This window comes from Pseudomonas sp. P5_A12, assembly GCF_056400685.1.
In genome coordinates this window covers 1-17,503 of record NZ_JBFUKU010000103.1, presented here as the reverse complement: position 1 = coordinate 17,503, position 17,503 = coordinate 1, and the positions used below count along the sequence as shown (strand labels likewise).

Here is a 17,503-nt window from a genome sequence, read left to right as displayed (position 1 = left end):
GCAATCGCCCGGCGCGAATGTCGTCGATTGTCATGTAGTGCGATAGGCAAGCAATGCCTTGGCCTTCCAGCGCCAGATGCCGGATCGTCTCACCGCTGGAGGCGCTGATCGACGCCTGGATCGGCCAGCGATCACCATGCACAGAGCGCAACGGCCATTGGTTTAGGCCTTCGTTATGGGTAAACCCCAGCAACGCGTGCTCACTCAAATCCGCAACCGCCTGCGGCGTACCGTGTTGTTCAAGGTAAACCGGGCTGGCGACGATGTGCAGCGGGCTGCAACCCAAGGAGCGTGCATGCAGGGTCGAGTCGGTGAGCGTGCCAATGCGGATGGCGATGTCGGTGCTTTGCTCCAGCAGGTCGATGATCAAATCGTTGCTGTTGAGTTCGAGCTGGATGTCCGGGTAGAGCCGACGAAATTCATCGATGTAAGGCACGATGGCGTGCAGCATGAACGGTGAGGCGGAGTTGATGCGCAAGCGTCCGGACGGGGTTTGCTGACGTGAGCTGAGGCGTTCTTCGAGTTCATCCATCTGATCGAGAATCCGCTTGGCGTGCTCGAAGAAATACTTGCCCTCCTCGGTCAGGTCCATGCGCCGTGTGGTGCGGTTGATCAGCGTGGTATCGAGTTTCGCCTCCAGCCGTGACAGCGTGCGGCTGACCGCCGAAGGCGTTTGCCCGACCTGTTCGGCCGCCGCGGAAATCGACCCGCATTCAATCACGCAGACGAAAATCTGCAACTCATCGGATCTGGCTTTCACAGCGGCCCCTCTTTCAAAAACTGGCTTGATAGTAGCTGGATGCGGGGCAAAAGGAACCTCAAGCGGACAGGTCAAACACCTCGGTCAAATGCTGCTCATAACGCGCCACATCGGCTTCTATATTCGGACGCTTCATCACGTCCACGCAGAGGAATGTCGGCAGGCCAGTCATGCCAAGAAACTCGTTGGCCTTGTGGAACGGAAAGTACACCGCGTCCACGCCTTTGGCTTCGAAGAAGTCGGTCGGATCGTCGAAGGCTTGCTGCGGCGCGTTCCAGGTCAGCGACAACATGTACTGCTTGCCCTGCACCAGTCCCCCGCTGCCATATTTCTGCGAGGCATCGGAGCGGGTGCGGCCATCACTGGCGTAAAGGCTGCCATGGCCTTCGGTGAAGACTTCGTCGATGTACTTTTTCACCGTCCACGGCGCGCCCATCCACCAGCCCGGCATTTGGTAAATGATCACGTCGGCCCAGAGAAATTTGGCGACTTCTTCGGCGACGTCGTAACCCTCGTCGATGAAGGTGGCTTTCACATCGAAGCCGCCGCGGTCCAGCACGCTCAGCGCGGCTTCATGCAGGGTGGCGTTGTAGCGGCCATCGGAGTGGGCGAATTTTTTGCCGCCATTGAGCAACAGAACTTTTTTCATGAGAAATCTCGGAAGGTCAGAAAATGGATGGCGGCAGGTTAATGGTTGGCCTCGCGCGGAATAAGCCCCGAATGCGCAAAACCATTTTGACCAATACGCACGAATCCATAGGCGATTGTTGCCATAGACTTTCGCCGATTCTTAATTTGAGGGATTTCTGATGAGTGAACTGCAAGGCTTCATCCTGCACGCCAAGACCCACCCGGAAAAATCCGACGCGTTCGAAGCGTTTTTCCGCAGCTATGTGGACGCCAGCCGCGCCGAGCCCGGTTGCATCGAATATCACATGCTGCGCGACAAACAGGACCCGACGCTGTTTATCTTCTACGAGATCTGGCAATCCCAGGCCCACCTGGACGTGCACTCGAATCTGCCGCGCATGAAGCAGTTCCTCGACCAGCGCGATGAATACCTGGAACGGGATTTCGAGATCCGTGCCATCGACATGCTCAGCCCGTCGTCCGCTAACCGCTGATCAGCAAGTGTCCGCCGAGCACGCCGAGGCCGAGGAAGAACACTCGTTTGAACAATGCGGCGCTGATCCGCTGACGCAGCCATTGGCCCAGCCACATGCCGAGCACTGCCGGAATCAGCGCCAGCAACGACGCGCTCAATTCACCACCACCCAAACCGCCGCGCCACCACAGGCCGGCCGCCAGCGCCAGGGTCGAAACGGTGAACGACAAGCCCAGCGCCTGCACGAGTTCGTCCTTGCTCAAACCGAGCGCTTGCAGATAAGGCACCGCCGGAATCACGAAGACACCAGTGGCCGAGGTGATGATGCCCGTCAGCACGCCGCACAGCGGACCGAGCCAGCGTTCGGTACGACCGCCGACGCGCAAGGTCGGCAGGAACAACCCACTCAGCGCGTAGACCAACAACGCAGCGCCCAATGCGCGCACCACCCAATGCCCATCCGCCATACCAATCCAGAGCGTGCCGACGCCGGTGCCGAAGAAGATGGCCAGCAGCATTGGCCATAGACGCTTGATCAACCCGCGTAAATGTCCGCCGAATGCCAGTTGCCAGACGTTGGTGAGCGTTGCCGGAATGATCAGCAGCGCGGCAGCCTGCGACGGGGCCATAGCCAGACCGAGTAGCCCCATGGCGATGGTTGGCAAGCCGAGGCCGATGAGCCCTTTGATGATGCCGGCCAGCATGAAGGTAACGATGACCAGCAAAGAAAGGACCAGTCCGAGGTTTTGATAGAACGCGGCGAGAGTATTCATGGGGCTATCCTGAGCCTGGATTGGCCGTGTGAAAATCTGCCATATACTGAGGTTGCCTCTTGCCAAGCAATAGGCTGAAAACTTGATCGTTCCCACGCTCTGCGTGGGAATGCAGCCCGTGACGCTCCGCGTCACTTACCGAAGCGGACGCAGAGCGCCCATTGAGGCATTCCCACGCAGAGCGTGGGAACGAGCTTTGGACTAAGCATGCACTTCGACCTGACCGACCTGCGCCTCTACCTGAACATCCTCGACAGCGGCAACATCACCGCCGGCGCTGCGCGCAGTCATCTGTCCCTGGCGGCGGCGAGCGCGAGAATCCGCGCCATGGAGGCTTCGCTCGGCATCGAGTTTCTGGAACGAGGCCGTCGTGGTGTGACGCCCACTCCGGCAGGCAAAGCCCTGGCAAAACACGCCCGATCCCTGCTGCAACAAGCCGAACACATGCAACAGGACCTGGCCGAATACGCCAAAGGTGTCAAAGGCCAAGTGCGCTTGTTGTGCAACACCACGGCGATCACCGAGTACCTGCCGGAGTTGCTCGCCGACTTCCTGCACGCGCACCCAAACCTCGACATYGATCTGCAAGAGCTGCCCAGCGCGCGCATCACCCACGCGCTGCGTCAGGGCGCGGCAGACCTGGGCATCGTGTCCGACGCAGTCGACACCGATGACCTACAAACCTGCCCGTTTCGCGACGACCCACTGGTACTGATTCTGCCCCTCGACCACCCGTTGGCGGACAGTGAATCACTGAGTTTCGGCGACACCTTGCACCACGATTACGTAGGACTGAACGCCAACAGCGCCCTGGCGGTGTACCTCGAAGAACAGGCCCTGCACATCGGCTCACGCCTGCAAATCCGCATCCRCGCCGACGGTTTCGAGGGCGTGATGCGCATGGTCGCGCGCGGTGCCGGGCTGGCAATTGTGCCCCTGGCAGCCGTCGAACGCTGGCCGGGGGAACGGCCTTTCAAGTGGACGGCCCTGCAGGAACCTTGGGCTCAACGCAAACTGCTGCTCTGCGCCCGGGACTTTGCGGCGCTGCCCGGCTATGCGAAGGCGCTGTTACACGCCTTGAGCCTTTAGTAGCGGGGTCGCGCGTTTCTGGACACTTCGATGTCGAGTTCAGACAACTGACCGGTTCACGGGCGCTATAGGGTGCCTCTTCAGTTCTTGAATCCACCGCCCGGAGTCCACATGACCGCACCGATTACCGTTCTTCGCGACACTCATCCGCTGCCCGTACTCGACGCCTGCAAATGGGAAAAACTCGAAGGCGACCCGCACACCGTCAACCTCAACGCCTACACCAGCGAAGACGGCAGCAAGATCATGGGCACTTGGATCTGCACGCCGGGCAAGTGGTATGTCGAATACGTGAAGTGGGAATACTGCGACTTCCGCGAGGGCTACTGCATCATCACCCCGGAAGGAAAAGAGCCGATCCATCTGCGTGCCGGCGACATTTTCGTCATCGAGCCGGGGATGAAAGGCACATGGGAAGTGGTTGAAACCGTGCGCAAGTATTTCGTGTTTGCCTGATGCAAAAAACCGGGAGATCACTCGATGTGATCTCCCGGTAAATGTCTCCAGATAAATGCATTCACTGTGGGAGCGAGCCTGCTCGCGAATGCGGTGTGTCATCCAACATCTATGTCGACTGACACGCCCTCTTCGCGAGCAGGCTCGCTCCCACAGGTCTTCATTTCAATACAGGCTTCTCGCAGCCGCTCTTTTACTGCGGTTTGCGATAGCTATTGATGATCGCCGAGAAGTCCTTGCCACCTTCCCCGCGCTGGCTCATCGCCTGATACAACTGTTGGGCCACCGCGCCGAGCACCACCGGTTGATGCGCCTGACGGGCCGCTTCCGTGGCCAACCCCAGGTCCTTGAGCATCAACTCAGCACCGAAGCCGCCGGTATAACCGCGCGAGGCCGGCGCTGTTTCAACGACGCCCGGCCACGGGTTGTACATCTCCGAACTCCAGCAACGACCGGTGGAACTGTTGATGATTCCGGCCAGCACGGTCGTGTCGATTCCCAGGGCATCACCCAGCGCCATGGCTTCGCTGACGCCAACCATGGAAATCCCCAACAGCAGGTTGTTACAGATCTTGGCGATTTGCCCGGTGCCGACTTCACCGCAATGAACGATGTTGCGGCCCATCTGCGCCAGCACCGGTTGCAGGGTGGCAAACAGCTCAGGAGTAGCGCCGACCATAAAGGTCAGCGTCCCGGCCGCGGCACCACCGGTGCCGCCGGAAACCGGCGCATCGGCCATGGCCACGCCTTGCTTGGCAGCCGCGGCGGCGACATCGCGCGCCGTCTGTGGATCAATGGTGCTGCAATCCACGGCCGGTACACCCTGGCCGATACCGGCGAGAACGCCGTCTTCACCCAGCCACACGCTGCGCACATGCACAGCGGCCGGGAGCATGGTGATCACCAGTTCCGCGCCTTGCGCCGCTTCACGGGCCGAAGCGCTGATGCTGCCGCCCAGCTGCTCAAGCTCCGCCAGCACGGTTTTGTTCAGGTCGACCAGACGCAAGGCGTGACCAGCCTTGATCAGGTTGCGCGCCATCGGGGCGCCCATGTTGCCGAGACCGATAAAAGCGATTTTCATGTCCGGCTCCTTAACGCAAGTTGATGGTGGTGTTCACACCGTCGTTGACGCTGTCGTCATCGAACCAGCGACTGGTGACGGTCTTGGTCTGAGTGTAGAACTGCACCACTTGCTTGCCATACGGGCCGAGGTCGCCGAGCTTGGAGCCGCGCGAACCGGTGAAGCTGAAGAACGGGACCGGCACTGGAATCGGGATGTTGATGCCGACCTGACCGACGTCGATTTCGTTCTGGAATTTACGCGCCGCCGCACCGCTCTGGGTGAACAGGCCTGTGCCGTTGCCGAATGGGTTGGCGTTGACCAGCGCAATCGCCTCGTCGAGCGTATTCACTTCCAGCACCACCAGCACCGGGCCGAAGATTTCCTGGGTGTAGATCTGCATGTCGGTGGTCACGCCGGAGAACAAGGTCGGGCCGACAAAGTTGCCCTTCTCGTAACCGGGAACCGTGATCTCGCGACCGTCCAGCTCCAGTTTGGCGCCTTCCTTGATGCCGCTTTCGATCAGATCAAGAATTCGCTGCTTGGCTTTTTTCGAGATCACCGGGCCGACGTCAGTGCCCGGCTCGCTGCCGGCATTCACGGTCAGTTTCTGTGCCAGCGCTTTCAGGTCTGGCAGCCATTGTTTCGCCGCGCCCACCAACACCACCACGGAGGTAGCCATGCAGCGCTGACCCGCCGCGCCAAAACCGGCGCCGACCAGGGCATTCAGTGCTTGTTCGCGATTGGCATCCGGCAGCACCACGGCGTGGTTCTTCGCGCCCATCATCGATTGCACGCGCTTGCCGTGTTTGCCGGCCAGGTCGTAGACGTGAGTACCGACGGCGGTAGAACCGACGAAGGAAACAGCCTTGATGTCTTTGTGCGTGCACAGCGCGTCGACCACATCCTTGCCGCCATGCACGACGTTCAGTACGCCCGCTGGAACACCGGCCTCAATGGCCAGTTCCACCAGGAGCACGGTCGACATCGGGTCCTGTTCGGACGGCTTGAGCACGAAGGTGTTGCCGCAGGCAATGGCCATCGGGAACATCCAAAGCGGAATCATCGCCGGGAAATTGAACGGGGTGATGCCGGCGCATACGCCGATTGGCTGACGCAGGGTGTAGGTATCGACACCGCCAGCCACGTTTTCGGCAAACTCACCCATTTGCAGGCTGCCAATGGAGCAGGCGTGCTCGACCACTTCCAGACCACGGAAAATGTCGCCTTCAGCGTCGGCAATGGTTTTGCCCTGCTCTGCACTCAGCACCACAGCGATACGTTTGGAATGTTCACGAATCAGCGCCTGGAGCTTGAGCATGATGCGCATCCGCGCACCGATTGGCGTCAGCTTCCAGGTCTGGAAGGCGCGATGGGCAGCACTGATGGCGGCGTCGACTTCTTCGGCGGTGGCAAACGGCACTTTGGCCAGCACTTGCTGGGTCGCCGGGTTGACGATGTCGTGCCATTCGGTGGTTTGGGATTCGACCCACTGGCCGTCGATCAACAGCTTTACCGTTTGGACAGTGGTTTCATTAGGCGTGAGCGAAGCGTTCATGTGGGTCTCCGGATGCTTGTTTTTATCTTGGGAGCCAAGGCGAGAAAGTCGCCTTGTGATGAGGCGTGTGCCGCGCATTGGTTGTGGGGCTGTTTTTGGAGTATAGATGTGCAAACTTCTAATAAGAACGCACATAAAAGCCGGTCCATCATGCAAAAAAACATCACGTCTTTAGGCTCGTTGAACTGGGATGACCTCAAGTTTTTTCTCGAAGTCGCCCGCACCCGCAAGGCCAGTACTGCGGCCAAGCGCCTGGCAGTGGACTACACCACCGTGTCGCGGCGCATCAGTTCGCTGGAAGCGGCATTGGGGACTTTGTTGTTCGAGAAGTCCCGGACCAGCGGTTTTGTCCTGACCGCTGAAGGCCAGCGGTTACTGGGTTACGCCGAGTCCATTGAAAGCACATTGCACATGGCTTGCGAGCAGGTTTCGGGGTCCGGAGTGGCATTGTCCGGTCACGTGCGCATGGGCTGCACCGAAGGCTTCGGCAGTTTTTTCATCACGCCGCAACTGAGTCATTTCGTCGACGCCTACCCGGCCATCTCCGTCGACATCCTGCCGCTGCCGCACTTCATCAGCTTGTCCAAGCGCGAAGCCGACATCGTCATCGCCCTGGAGCGCCCGGAGCACGGGCCGTACGTCTGCTGCAAACTCTGCGACTACCGATTGCAGCTGTACGCGACCCAGGACTATCTGGACAAACACCCACCGATCCGCCGCCCGGCAGACTTGGGCAAGCATTCATTCATCAGTTATGTCGACGATCTGGCGTTCAGCTCAGAGCTGTTGTACCTGGCGAACGTATTGCCCGGCGCCAGCGCCAATCTGCGCAGCACCAGCGTGATTGCGCAGTTCGTGGCGGCGCAACAGGGGCGATCACTGGCAATTCTGCCGTGCTTCCTCACGGCCCAGGACCCACGGCTGCTGCCGGTGTTGCCGCAAGAGATCAACATCACCCGACAATTCTGGATGTACTGCCGGGAGGACCTGCGCAAGCTCAAGCGGATTACCCTGCTGTGGGATTACATCCGTTCGGTCACTGAACAGAATCAAGGCCTGTTGATGGGTGAAAGCCGGGAGATGTTGTTCGCCGACTAGTCGGCGCTCAATCAAAGACCCGGCGCAACACCCTCCTCCAACTCCAGCATCAACCCGCTCAAGCGCTTGACCTTGCGCCGCACGGCCTCTTCGAAGACACCGGCGCGCGGCTCGATCAAGGTGAACCAGTGCTTGGCCCGGGTGATCCCGGTGTAGATCAGTTCCTTGGTGAGCACAGGGTTCAGGGCATCCGGCAGAATCAGCGCCGTATGGGCGAATTCAGAGCCCTGGGATTTGTGCACCGTCATGGCGTAGACGGTTTCGACATCGTTGAGCCGGCTCGGCAGCACAAAACGAACGCCGCCCTGACCATCATTGCGTGGGAACGCCACGCGCAGCACCTGCTTGCCTGCTTCGGGTCCCTCACGCTCCGGCAGTTTGAGGGCGATGCCGATGTCACCGTTCATCAACCCCAGGCCGTAGTCGTTACGGGTCATCAACACAGGGCGCCCTTCGTACCACTGCTGATCGCTGTCGATCAGTCGGGCCTTGAGCAGCGCGGCGGTCACTCGCTGATTCAAACCTTCCACGCCCCACGGCCCTTTGCGGACGGCGCACAGCAACTGGAAAGCATCGAAGGCTTGCAACACGTCTCGCGCCCATTCGGTCCAGCGTGCATCGTCGAGCGGACTGTCGAGCGCTGGCCGCTGCCTGCGCAGAAGATTCAAATAGTGACGATAGCCTTGCGGTCCCTCGCCATGGCCTTCGAGCAACAAGCGCTCCAGCGCCCGGTCTTGCTCACCCTTGAGCGACAGGGAAAACACATCGTCGTGGCTTCGAGCGGCCAACAACTTGCGGGCTTGTTCCGGTTGTTGCTGATTGACCCACCGAGCCAGTTGACCAATGCCGCTGCCCTCGCCGAACCGGCGTGAATGACGCAGCATCACCACTTGCTGGGCGAGTGGATGAGCGCCCTGGGTGTCGGCCTGCAATCCACTGGTTTCAAGACTTTCACCACTGACCGCTTCCAGCCACTGGCGAGTCTGCGGGCTGTACCAACCCGCCTCGGCATCCCGGCACAAATCGCCCAGCACCGCGCCGGCCTCCACGGATGCCAGCTGATCCTTGTCCCCCAACAACACCAACCGCGCGTGGGCCGGCATCGCATCCAGCAGGTTGGCCATCATTTCCAGGTCGATCATTGACGCTTCGTCCACCACCAGCACATCCAGCGGCAAACGATTACCGGCGTGATGGCGGAAGTGTCGAGTGCCGGGACGACTGCCCAGCAAACGGTGCACGGTAGTGACGTCCGACGGGATCTGACCGCGAACCGATTCGGCGACTGCCAGAGTCCGCACCTGTTGGCTGATCGACTCCGTGAGTCGGGCCGCCGCCTTGCCGGTGGGAGCGGCAAGCCGGATGCGCAGCGGTTTGCCGGCTTCAACGGCGGGCGCCTGGAGCAAGGCCAGCAAACGTACGACGGTGGTGGTCTTGCCGGTGCCGGGTCCGCCGGTCACGATGCTGAATGCACTGCGGGTCGCCAAGGCACAGGCGAGTTTTTGCCAGTCGATCACTTCACCGGTTTTAGCGGAACCGAACAGACCGGTCAGGCGTTGGGGTAAGTCATCCGGCGTCGTTTCGTGTTCAGCCAGTCGTAGGCGCAGGGCATCGTCGATGCGTCTTTCGTAAGCCCAGTAGCGGCGCAGGTACAGGCGCTTGCCGGATAAAACCAAGGGCCGCGATTGCGCAGATTCACGACCGTCTGCGGCCAGCGCCACCAGATTGCTGGAGGCCAGAACCTTGCACCAATGGGCACCGTCCAGCGCTTCCAGCAATTGCGACGGCAATACCATCGCGCCACTGTGCAGATCACCTTCAGGGGGTAGCGACAGGGCGAAATCCGGCTCTTTCAGCGTCTCGAACAGATCCAGACATACATGACCGTGGCCCAGTTGGTGACTGGTCAGTGCGGCAGCAAGTAACACCAACGGATCATCATCGGGAGCGAGTTCGTGCAGGAAGGCGACGAAGGCCTTGTCCAGCGCTCGCAACCAGCCCCGCTCAACCCAGCGCGTCAGTAACAGCAGCAGGTCATCGGCACGACTCAATGGCGCCAGATCCGTCAGGCTTTCGGCCGCCAAGGGTGTGGGCAGCAAATCGGCGAAGGTGCGGCTCATAGCAGTACTCCCTGTTCCCAGGCGGGTTCGGCCTTGGGTTCTGGCTTGCCTTGGAACAATCGGTCCAGTCGCTCGATCAGTTCTTTGGGTGGACGGGCGAAATACGCGCCTTGGGTGGTAGCTCGCGTACCGCGCAAGAACAGGTAGAGCGCACCACCGACGTGCCGGTCGTAATCGTAGTCGACAAGCCGCGCCTTGAGCTGTCGGTGCAAGGCCAACAGGTACAACACGTATTGCAGGTCATAGCGGTTATCGAGAATCGACTGCTCCATGGCCTGTTCGGTGTAGGCCGCGTCATCAACGCCTAGCCAGTTGGATTTGTAGTCGGCGACGTAATAGCGGCCATCGTGCTCGAAGGTCAGGTCGATAAAGCCCTTGAACATGCCGTTGAGCAAGACTGGTTCGGCCGCCACTCGAGCAACGCCGTTGTGGGTGTGTTGGCACACCAGTTCATCCAGTTTGAGCACGTCGACTTTATGGCTGGCGAACCAGAACTCCATCTCGACGCGGTACTGGGTCAGTTGCTCGAAAATCACTGGTGCCGTCCCGCCGCCGAGGCGCAGCGGGGACTTGAGCAAATGCTGCAGCCAATCGCTCAGCGTAGTGATCCAGCCTTCCCAGCCACGGCGGTTGCAGCGCCGGGCAATCGCGTCTTCGATCGCTTGCGGACTGGCGGCAAAACCTTCGTCACCGGCCCATTCCAGCAAACCATGGAGAAAGGTGCCGGGGTTGGGGCCTCGGGGGAATCGATGGATATCACCGCCACCAGCCGCCACTTCTCGTGGAGCGTGCGGATCGAGGCGTTCGTCGTCGAAGAGCTTTTGCGCTTGCGGACTCTCTGGGGCTTCGTCACTGCCCACGCTCAAACGGTCGCCAATGCGCAAGGCGCTATAGGAGGCGATCCACCAGTTTTCACTGGCCTTGCGTTTGGGGACGCGCAGCGCGAGCAAGGTCGCCTGGTTTTGCGGCGGCTGGTAATGCTCGGCGGTGGCTTGCGGCATTTCAGCGTAAACCAGCGCCGGGCAGTCCTGCTGCAAGTCTTCCAGCCAGCGCTTCAAGCCTGCCGACTCGGCCAATGGCAAACCACCCCCCAACAGGTAGCCTAGCGCCGACAGGTGCAGCACAGAACTGTTGTTATTGCCGCGCTTGAGATCCGTCACGCCGAGCCAGCACGCATGTTGCGCGCGAGTCAGGGCGACATACAGCAAGCGCAGATCCTCGGCCAGACGCTCATCGTCGGCCAGGGTAATCAACTCGTCCGTCGGCTTCAGGGTCACCTGAGCCTTGCCGTTTTCGTCGTGGTAATGCAGCGGCAGACGACTGCCATCCACCGGCTTCGCCGAACAGATGAAGGGCAGAAACACCAAGGGATATTCAAGGCCCTTGGACTTGTGAATGGTCACGACCTTGACCAGTTGTTCGTCGCTTTCCAGGCGCAGGATCTGCTCTTCGCCGGCCTGGCCGGACAACGCCAGATGCTCAGACAAATGACGAATCAGCGCCTGCTCGCCATCGAGTTCGGCCGCTGCCTGCTGCAGCAGTTCGGACAGGTGCAGCAGGTTGGTCAGTACTCGCTCCCCGTCGCTGCGCGCGATCAATACTTGCGGTAGCTGGAAGTCATGCAACAAACGTCGCAGCATCGGCAGCACGCCTTGCTTGCGCCAGAGCTCGCGATAGCCACGGAATTGCATGACCCGTGCTTCCCAGGCCAGTTCGTCCTGATTCAATCGCTCAAGTTCAGCCAGCGACAGATTGAGCGTAATGCAGGCCAACGCGGCGCGCAGTGGCCGCTCGAGATCGGGCTCGGCACAGGCCTTGAGCCAGGTCAGCACGTCGTGAGCTTCTTGGGCGGCGAACACCGAGTCCTTGTCCGACAGATAAACGCTACGCACACCTCGCGCCGAGAGTTCGCCGCGCACCGCTTGAGCCTCTTTGCCATCGCGCACAAGGATTGCGATATCCGCTGGAAGCAGGCCTCTGAAGTCCTTGCCTGCCTCGACAAACCCCGCCCGCCCTTGTTGTCCACCGTTGAGCAATGCAGCGATTTCACTGGCGCAAGCGGCAGCCAATTGTTGCCGGTACACCGCGCCGGACAGGGGTTGTTCTTCGGACAAATGCCAGATATTCAGGGACGGCACCACTTGTCCCTCTAAGTGCAGTACCTCTTTGCGCCCTTGGGACTCGACAGGTAAAAACGGTACAGGGTTGTCGCCATTTTTTTCCCGAAACAGGAAGGCTCCGCGCCCCAGCTCACGAGACTCGGCGCGTTCGAAAACATGATTCACCGCACTGACCATGCCGTGGCTGGAGCGGAAATTTGTGCCCAGCGTATGCAGTCGTCCGGTGGTGGCCTGACGGGCGCGCAGGTAGGTATAAATGTCGGCGCCACGGAATGCATAGATCGCCTGTTTCGGGTCACCAATGAGGAACAAGCCGCATTCCGGATTGTTGTCCTCGATGCGATAGATGCTTTCGAAGATCCGGTATTGCACCGGGTCAGTGTCTTGGAATTCGTCGATCAACGCGACCGGGAACTGCTCACGAATCAAGGTGGCCAGGCGCTCGCCTCCCTCGGACTGCAAGGCGGCATCCAGGCGCAGCAGCATGTCATCGAAGCCCATCTCCGCGCGTCGGCGTTTTTCTTCCTCGAAGCGTGTTCCAACCCAATGCGCGGCATGTTGCAGAACGACAGCATCGGGGGTCGGCAGTCCGTCTAGCCTGGCCTTGAGACCGGGCATCGCGTCCAATCCGGGATGGCGGGGTGCTTCGCCCTTCCAGGCTTCGGCCATGCCATCAGGCGTCAGACGAGTGAAGCCGGTGCCGATGTCCAGTTGCTCAAGCGCTTCGTCTTCGGCCCATGCTTTGATTTTTTCAAACCAGGGCTCGAAGTAGCGCGCCTGCATTTTTCGACCGTCGACACTTTTGCTCGCAACGCCTTGATGACAGATGACCAGCAGCTCGTCCGCCCATTGGCGCCAAGGCATCTTGAGTTCGAGCAACGCGCTTCGCCGTTCCTGCAAACATTCGTTGATCAGTTCGGCCGGCTCTTTACCTTCAACACTGTCGCGCTCGCTGGCGAACAAACCACGCACGCGCGGCAGCAATGCCGCCGGACCACCCCAATTGTTGCGCACCCAATTCAGTGCATCGCCTTGCATCGGGTAACAAAACAATCGCCAGTAATCGCGCAGGACTTCGCCCAGCAAATCACTGTGATCGGTTTCCAGGGTCTGGGTAAACAAGCTGCCGCTGTCGAACGCATGTTCGCGCAGCATACGCTGACACCAACTGTGGATGGTCGAGACGGCCGCCTCATCCATCCATTGCGCAGCGATGTCCAGACGATTTGCGCAGCCCGACCACTGTTCGGGGAGGTACTGATCACGCAGTTCGGCAATGAGGCCATCCGGCGCCGTCGTCTCATCACGGAAGAACCGCGCGGCCTCGGCCAGGCGCGTTCGTATGCGTTCACGCAACTCTTTGGTGGCGGCATCGGTGAAGGTCACAACGAGGATTTGCGGCGGCAACAGCTCACGCCCGTAGCCACTCGCATCACTTCCGTGACCCAGAACAAGACGCAGATAAAGCGCGGAGATAGTGAAGGTCTTGCCAGTCCCGGCGCTGGCTTCGATCAGTTGGCTGCCGCGCAGTGGGAAGGCCAGCGCTAGAGGTGTTTTTGTGGTCATGAACGAGCCCCCTCGCTGGTCAGTGAACGCCAGGGGGCTTCAAGCATCGGTTTGTACAACGCGTTGCACCAGTCGGGGAAGGTTTCGTCATTCATCAACGCGTCGAAATCAGCAAACTGTCGGGTGAGTGCAGGGCTTTCGCGGCGCTCTCCGTCAGTGGTCTGGCCATCGCCTTCGTAGGCTTTGCGGGCGGCGACTTCAGCTTTCAGCGGATCGGTCTGACCAAGCCAGGCGAAGGCTGTTTTTACTGCAATCGACAGAGGTTGACGCATGCCCGCCTGCCAGGCCTCCAGGAGATGTCCCAGAACTTTTAGCGCTGCGCCCTTTTCCAGTGGCTCCAGCAGCAGGCTGTCGTCGCTGGCCACCAGCCCGGTGGTCATCGGTATGCCGCTGGCGCAGGCAACCAGATGATTGACCCAAGGCCGCGTCAAGCGGTGCCATTTTCGGGTTTTGACTGAGCCAATGCTGTTGGGGATGGTCGTGACCGACAGCAAACCACCGTCTGCACGTTGGTGCAGGCCACTGAGCCAACCTTCCAGGCGCAGTCCTTCCAACTCAAGATTCACCGGCAGAGCGCTGGTAAGCGGCGTCGGCCATAACGCCAGGAGCTGTTGATAACGCTGCACCAGATCCGGCAGCGGCTCGATCAACTCACGCTGAAGGCATTCGCCAAATCCTGCCATGGGCAGCAGCCCGCTGTTTTGCAGGCGCTTGGCCTGTTCATCAAGTGCCTGATCGGCGTGATCGATGCGTCCCAGAGCCGCTGCAAGCAAGCTGTCGCTGAGGGAATAGCGTTGCAGCGCATCGAGGACAAAGGGTTCTTCATCGGCCAACGGCACTTCAGCCGCTTCGAAGAACACCTTCAGCCGCTGACTGAAAAAATGCCGCACGGGATTGCGCACGAAATCCTGCAATTGACCGAGGCTCAGCGGCTCCTCCTGGACGTAAGCCTCAAGTACTTCGCCGTCAGCCATATGATCAGTGACTTGATGAAGTACTTGCCACTCATTGGCGTAGCTGAACAGCGCGTCACCTTCATGAAAATAACGAGCGCTGAAGGGCTGCAATGGGTGTTCCTGAGTCATGGCCTTCAACAGGTCCTTGTCCTCATCGCGCAGTCGCCAGCCGCTGGAAAGATGGTCACGCAATTGGCCTATCAGCACCGAGGCCGGGCGTTCGCTGTTATCCCGAATGCTTCGACCAACCCAGCTGATGTAGAGCTGATCACGTGCCGACAGCAGCGCTTCCAACAGAAGATAACGGTCATCTTCGCGACGGGATCGATCACCGGGACGGTAGTCACTGCCCATAAGATCGAAATCCAGCGGCGGTTGCGCACGAGGATAGTCGCCGTCGTTCATGCCCAGCAGACAGACCCGTTTGAACGGGATCGCCCGCATGGGCATCAAGGTGCAGAAGTTAACGGCACCGGCCAAAAAACGCTGGGACAGACGACCCTGATCCAGTCCGGCAAGCCAGGCTTCCCGAACCACGGTTAACGGCAGATCGTCGTGCAAACCTACGGACTCGCAGGTGTCGAGCCAGCTCTCGCGCAATTCTTCGAGCTGGGCCAGCAAGTAGTCGTCATGCTCATTACTGGCCTGGAAGAATAGTTGCACCAGTGCTTGCAATCGCACGCCCCACTGCTTGGGCGGTGCAGGTTGAGTCAGTTCCTGGTGGGCAATTTCCAACGCATCCAGCAGGGCCACCAACGGTCCGATAAGTGCGGCATCCAGACCGCCAATTTCGTCGTAAGGCTCGATGCCTTCGCACGCATTGGCACTGCCAACGGCATAACCCAGCAGCATCCGGCGGAGGCCGAATCGCCAACTGTTTTGCTCCAGCGCTTCAGGCAATCCCAGACCCGCACGCTGCTCGGCATTCATTCCCCAGCGGATGCCCGCACCTTCGATCCACCGGTGCAGCGTCGGCAGGTCTCGCTCCTCAACGCCAAAGCGGGCACGTAATGCAGGAACGTCCAGCAAATCGAGGATCTCGCTGACGGGGAAACGGCTATCGGGGAGTTTGAGCAGGTGTTCAACGGCTATCAGCAGGGGGTCGCGACCACGCTGGCCTTGATCCGCAAGCGTGAACGGAATGAAGCGTGGATCGTGGCGCTCAAGCTGACCGAATACCGCGCGAATATGTGGTGCGTAACTGTCGATGTCCGGGACCATCACGATGATGTCGCGAGGCCTCAGGTCCGGATCAGCGCTGAAGCGTGCGAGCAACTGATCGTGGAGGATCTCTACTTCACGCTGCGCGCTATGGGCGATGTGAAAACGGATCGACTCCTCTTGCTCCAGATCGACGGCAGGCCAGAAATCTCGCGTCTCGCTCAGTGGACGTAATTCGAGAATGTCGTCCTGCAATTGATTGAGCATGCTCTTTGGCTGATTGTCGCTGAACAGGTCGATACGCCCGTCACGAAATGCCGAGCTATAGCTGTTGGGATCGTCATAGCTGTCGAGAAGATTGATGTAGTCCCGACCCTGTTTACCCCAGGCAGCCAGCAGCGGATGAGCATGCTGGTGGAGCGTTTGCGGGTCGAGTACAACGGGCATTCCACTCTTGCGGGCCTGGCGCTTGTATTGATGCCRCAGCAGGTCTTTATCGGCGACGATGTCAGCCCAATGGTAACGACATGGGTTATGTACACACAGCAGAACCTGGCTGAAACGAGCCAGTCCAGCGAGCGCTTCAAGGGCCTGAGCGGGGAGAGAAGAAATCCCGAAAACGATCACCCGTGAAGGTAATCCGCCAGGGGCGACGTCAAGGCTGTTGATGCGCTCGATAAACCGCTGATGAACACCGGCACGGCTTTGCGCCATGCCTTCCTCCCCCACATCCAGTAACAGAGCCCGCCATAATTCCGCTTGCCAGCAGTTGGCCGGGGCCAGAGGCTTGGCTTCGCCTCTGCTGTTGCGAAGTTGGTGACGACCTTCAGCCCAGTCTTCGAGCCAGTCGGCTCGGTAGACCTGGTATTGGTCGAACAGGTCCGCCAGTCGCTCAGCCAACTGGTAGCGCTTACGCAAATCAGTGTCATGGGTCAGGAAGCGCTGTAACGGCTCGAAGTGCGGCTGGTTGATCAGTTGCGGAAGGAGGCGCATCAGACGCCACGTCAGTGGTGCTTTATCGAGCAACGATTTGACCGGGATTTCATCCCGTCCAAGGACCATGCGATAAAGCTGCCACATGAAGCTACCGGGTAACTGCACGTCGATGGCAGCGGCAATACCGCAGCCGCCCATATCATCCTCTTCCGGATCCTCGGCCAGTGCCAACTTAAGCCACTGTGCGATGCCATTGCTCTGCACCAGGGCGATTTCATTTTCCAGGGGAGCCAGCGGATAACGCCGCATTACGCTGATCACCAGGCTGCGCAGTTCATTCAGACTGTTGCTTTGAACCACCATAAAAGCAGCATTGAGGGACTTGGCGTCCGGCATAAAGGCTTCCTTGGAAAAATACAATTGCTAGGGCCGAACCTTAGCATTGTCGGGAGACGGTGACAGCYGGGAGCTGTCCGGTAATGCTGTACGAACTTTCCTGCGGGCAAAACAAAACCCCTACCTGCATACGCAGATAGGGGTTTCGGAATTTAATCTTGACGATGACCTACTCTCACATGGGGAAACCCCACACTACCATCGGCGATGCATCGTTTCACTGCTGAGTTCGGGATGGGATCAGGTGGTTCCAATGCTCTATGGTCGTCAAGAAATTCGGTAGCCAGGTCGTTTACCTTTCGGTTCACGCTCCAGCGAATGGGTATGTAATAGATTTGTGTGTTTCGAA

12 protein-coding genes and 1 rRNA gene are annotated in these 17,503 nt (G+C 59.6%); 4 read left to right on the top strand and 9 right to left on the bottom strand.

Features of this window, described 5'->3' with window-relative positions:
* Both AC1DSG_RS15605 and mdaB read right to left on the bottom strand, forming a co-directional pair.
* Positions 1-760 (bottom strand): LysR substrate-binding domain-containing protein (locus tag AC1DSG_RS15605; protein ID WP_477791687.1); only part of this gene is annotated, 760 nt, incomplete at its 3' end.
* A gap of 58 nt (positions 761-818) precedes the next feature.
* Positions 819-1,409, bottom strand: a complete 591-nt coding sequence (gene mdaB, locus AC1DSG_RS15600; RefSeq protein ID WP_477791686.1) for an NADPH:quinone oxidoreductase MdaB — start codon at positions 1,407-1,409, stop codon at positions 819-821.
* Between the two features lie 160 nt (positions 1,410-1,569).
* Between mdaB and AC1DSG_RS15595 the strand changes: the two genes are divergently transcribed.
* Positions 1,570-1,884 (top strand): putative quinol monooxygenase, encoded by a 315-nt coding sequence (locus tag AC1DSG_RS15595; RefSeq protein WP_477791685.1) that lies wholly within the window; start codon positions 1,570-1,572, stop codon positions 1,882-1,884.
* On the opposite strand, the gene AC1DSG_RS15590 is transcribed toward AC1DSG_RS15595, so the two are convergent.
* On the bottom strand, positions 1,874-2,638 hold the full coding sequence (locus AC1DSG_RS15590; RefSeq protein WP_477791684.1) for a sulfite exporter TauE/SafE family protein: 765 nt from the start codon (positions 2,636-2,638) through the stop codon (positions 1,874-1,876). The genes AC1DSG_RS15595 and AC1DSG_RS15590 overlap by 11 nt on opposite strands.
* 207 nt (positions 2,639-2,845) lie before the next feature.
* Between AC1DSG_RS15590 and AC1DSG_RS15585 the strand changes: the two genes are divergently transcribed.
* On the top strand, positions 2,846-3,727 hold the full coding sequence (locus tag AC1DSG_RS15585; RefSeq protein WP_477791683.1) for a LysR substrate-binding domain-containing protein: 882 nt from the start codon (positions 2,846-2,848) through the stop codon (positions 3,725-3,727).
* Positions 3,728-3,838: 111 nt separating this feature from the next.
* Positions 3,839-4,183, top strand: coding sequence for a cupin domain-containing protein (locus AC1DSG_RS15580; protein WP_007946320.1), 345 nt, complete (start codon positions 3,839-3,841; stop codon positions 4,181-4,183).
* Between the two features lie 193 nt (positions 4,184-4,376).
* On the opposite strand, the gene mmsB is transcribed toward AC1DSG_RS15580, so the two are convergent.
* Positions 4,377-5,264, bottom strand: a complete 888-nt coding sequence (gene mmsB, locus AC1DSG_RS15575) for a 3-hydroxyisobutyrate dehydrogenase (RefSeq protein ID WP_477791682.1) — start codon at positions 5,262-5,264, stop codon at positions 4,377-4,379.
* Between the two features lie 10 nt (positions 5,265-5,274).
* Positions 5,275-6,801, bottom strand: a complete 1,527-nt coding sequence (locus tag AC1DSG_RS15570) for a CoA-acylating methylmalonate-semialdehyde dehydrogenase (protein ID WP_477791681.1) — start codon at positions 6,799-6,801, stop codon at positions 5,275-5,277.
* Positions 6,802-6,951: 150 nt separating this feature from the next.
* Between AC1DSG_RS15570 and AC1DSG_RS15565 the strand changes: the two genes are divergently transcribed.
* Positions 6,952-7,899: a LysR family transcriptional regulator gene (locus AC1DSG_RS15565; protein WP_477791680.1), complete on the top strand. Its 948-nt coding sequence runs from the start codon at positions 6,952-6,954 to the stop codon at positions 7,897-7,899.
* An 11-nt stretch (positions 7,900-7,910) separates the two neighbouring features.
* Here AC1DSG_RS15565 and recD read toward each other — a convergent pair whose 3' ends face one another.
* The 4 genes from recD to rrf all read right to left on the bottom strand — a co-directional run bounded on the left by recD (position 7,911) and on the right by rrf (position 17,426).
* Positions 7,911-10,019, bottom strand: a complete 2,109-nt coding sequence (gene recD, locus AC1DSG_RS15560; protein ID WP_477791679.1) for an exodeoxyribonuclease V subunit alpha — start codon at positions 10,017-10,019, stop codon at positions 7,911-7,913.
* Positions 10,016-13,705 (bottom strand): exodeoxyribonuclease V subunit beta, encoded by a 3,690-nt coding sequence (recB, locus tag AC1DSG_RS15555; RefSeq protein ID WP_477791678.1) that lies wholly within the window; start codon positions 13,703-13,705, stop codon positions 10,016-10,018. The genes recD and recB overlap by 4 nt, the downstream gene beginning before the upstream one ends.
* Complete coding sequence (gene recC, locus AC1DSG_RS15550; RefSeq protein ID WP_477791677.1) at positions 13,702-17,154, bottom strand: exodeoxyribonuclease V subunit gamma; 3,453 nt, start codon at positions 17,152-17,154, stop codon at positions 13,702-13,704. Before recC ends, recB begins: the two co-directional genes overlap by 4 nt.
* 156 nt (positions 17,155-17,310) lie before the next feature.
* Positions 17,311-17,426 (bottom strand): 5S ribosomal RNA (gene rrf / locus AC1DSG_RS15545).
* Positions 17,427-17,503: the final 77 nt, after the last annotated feature.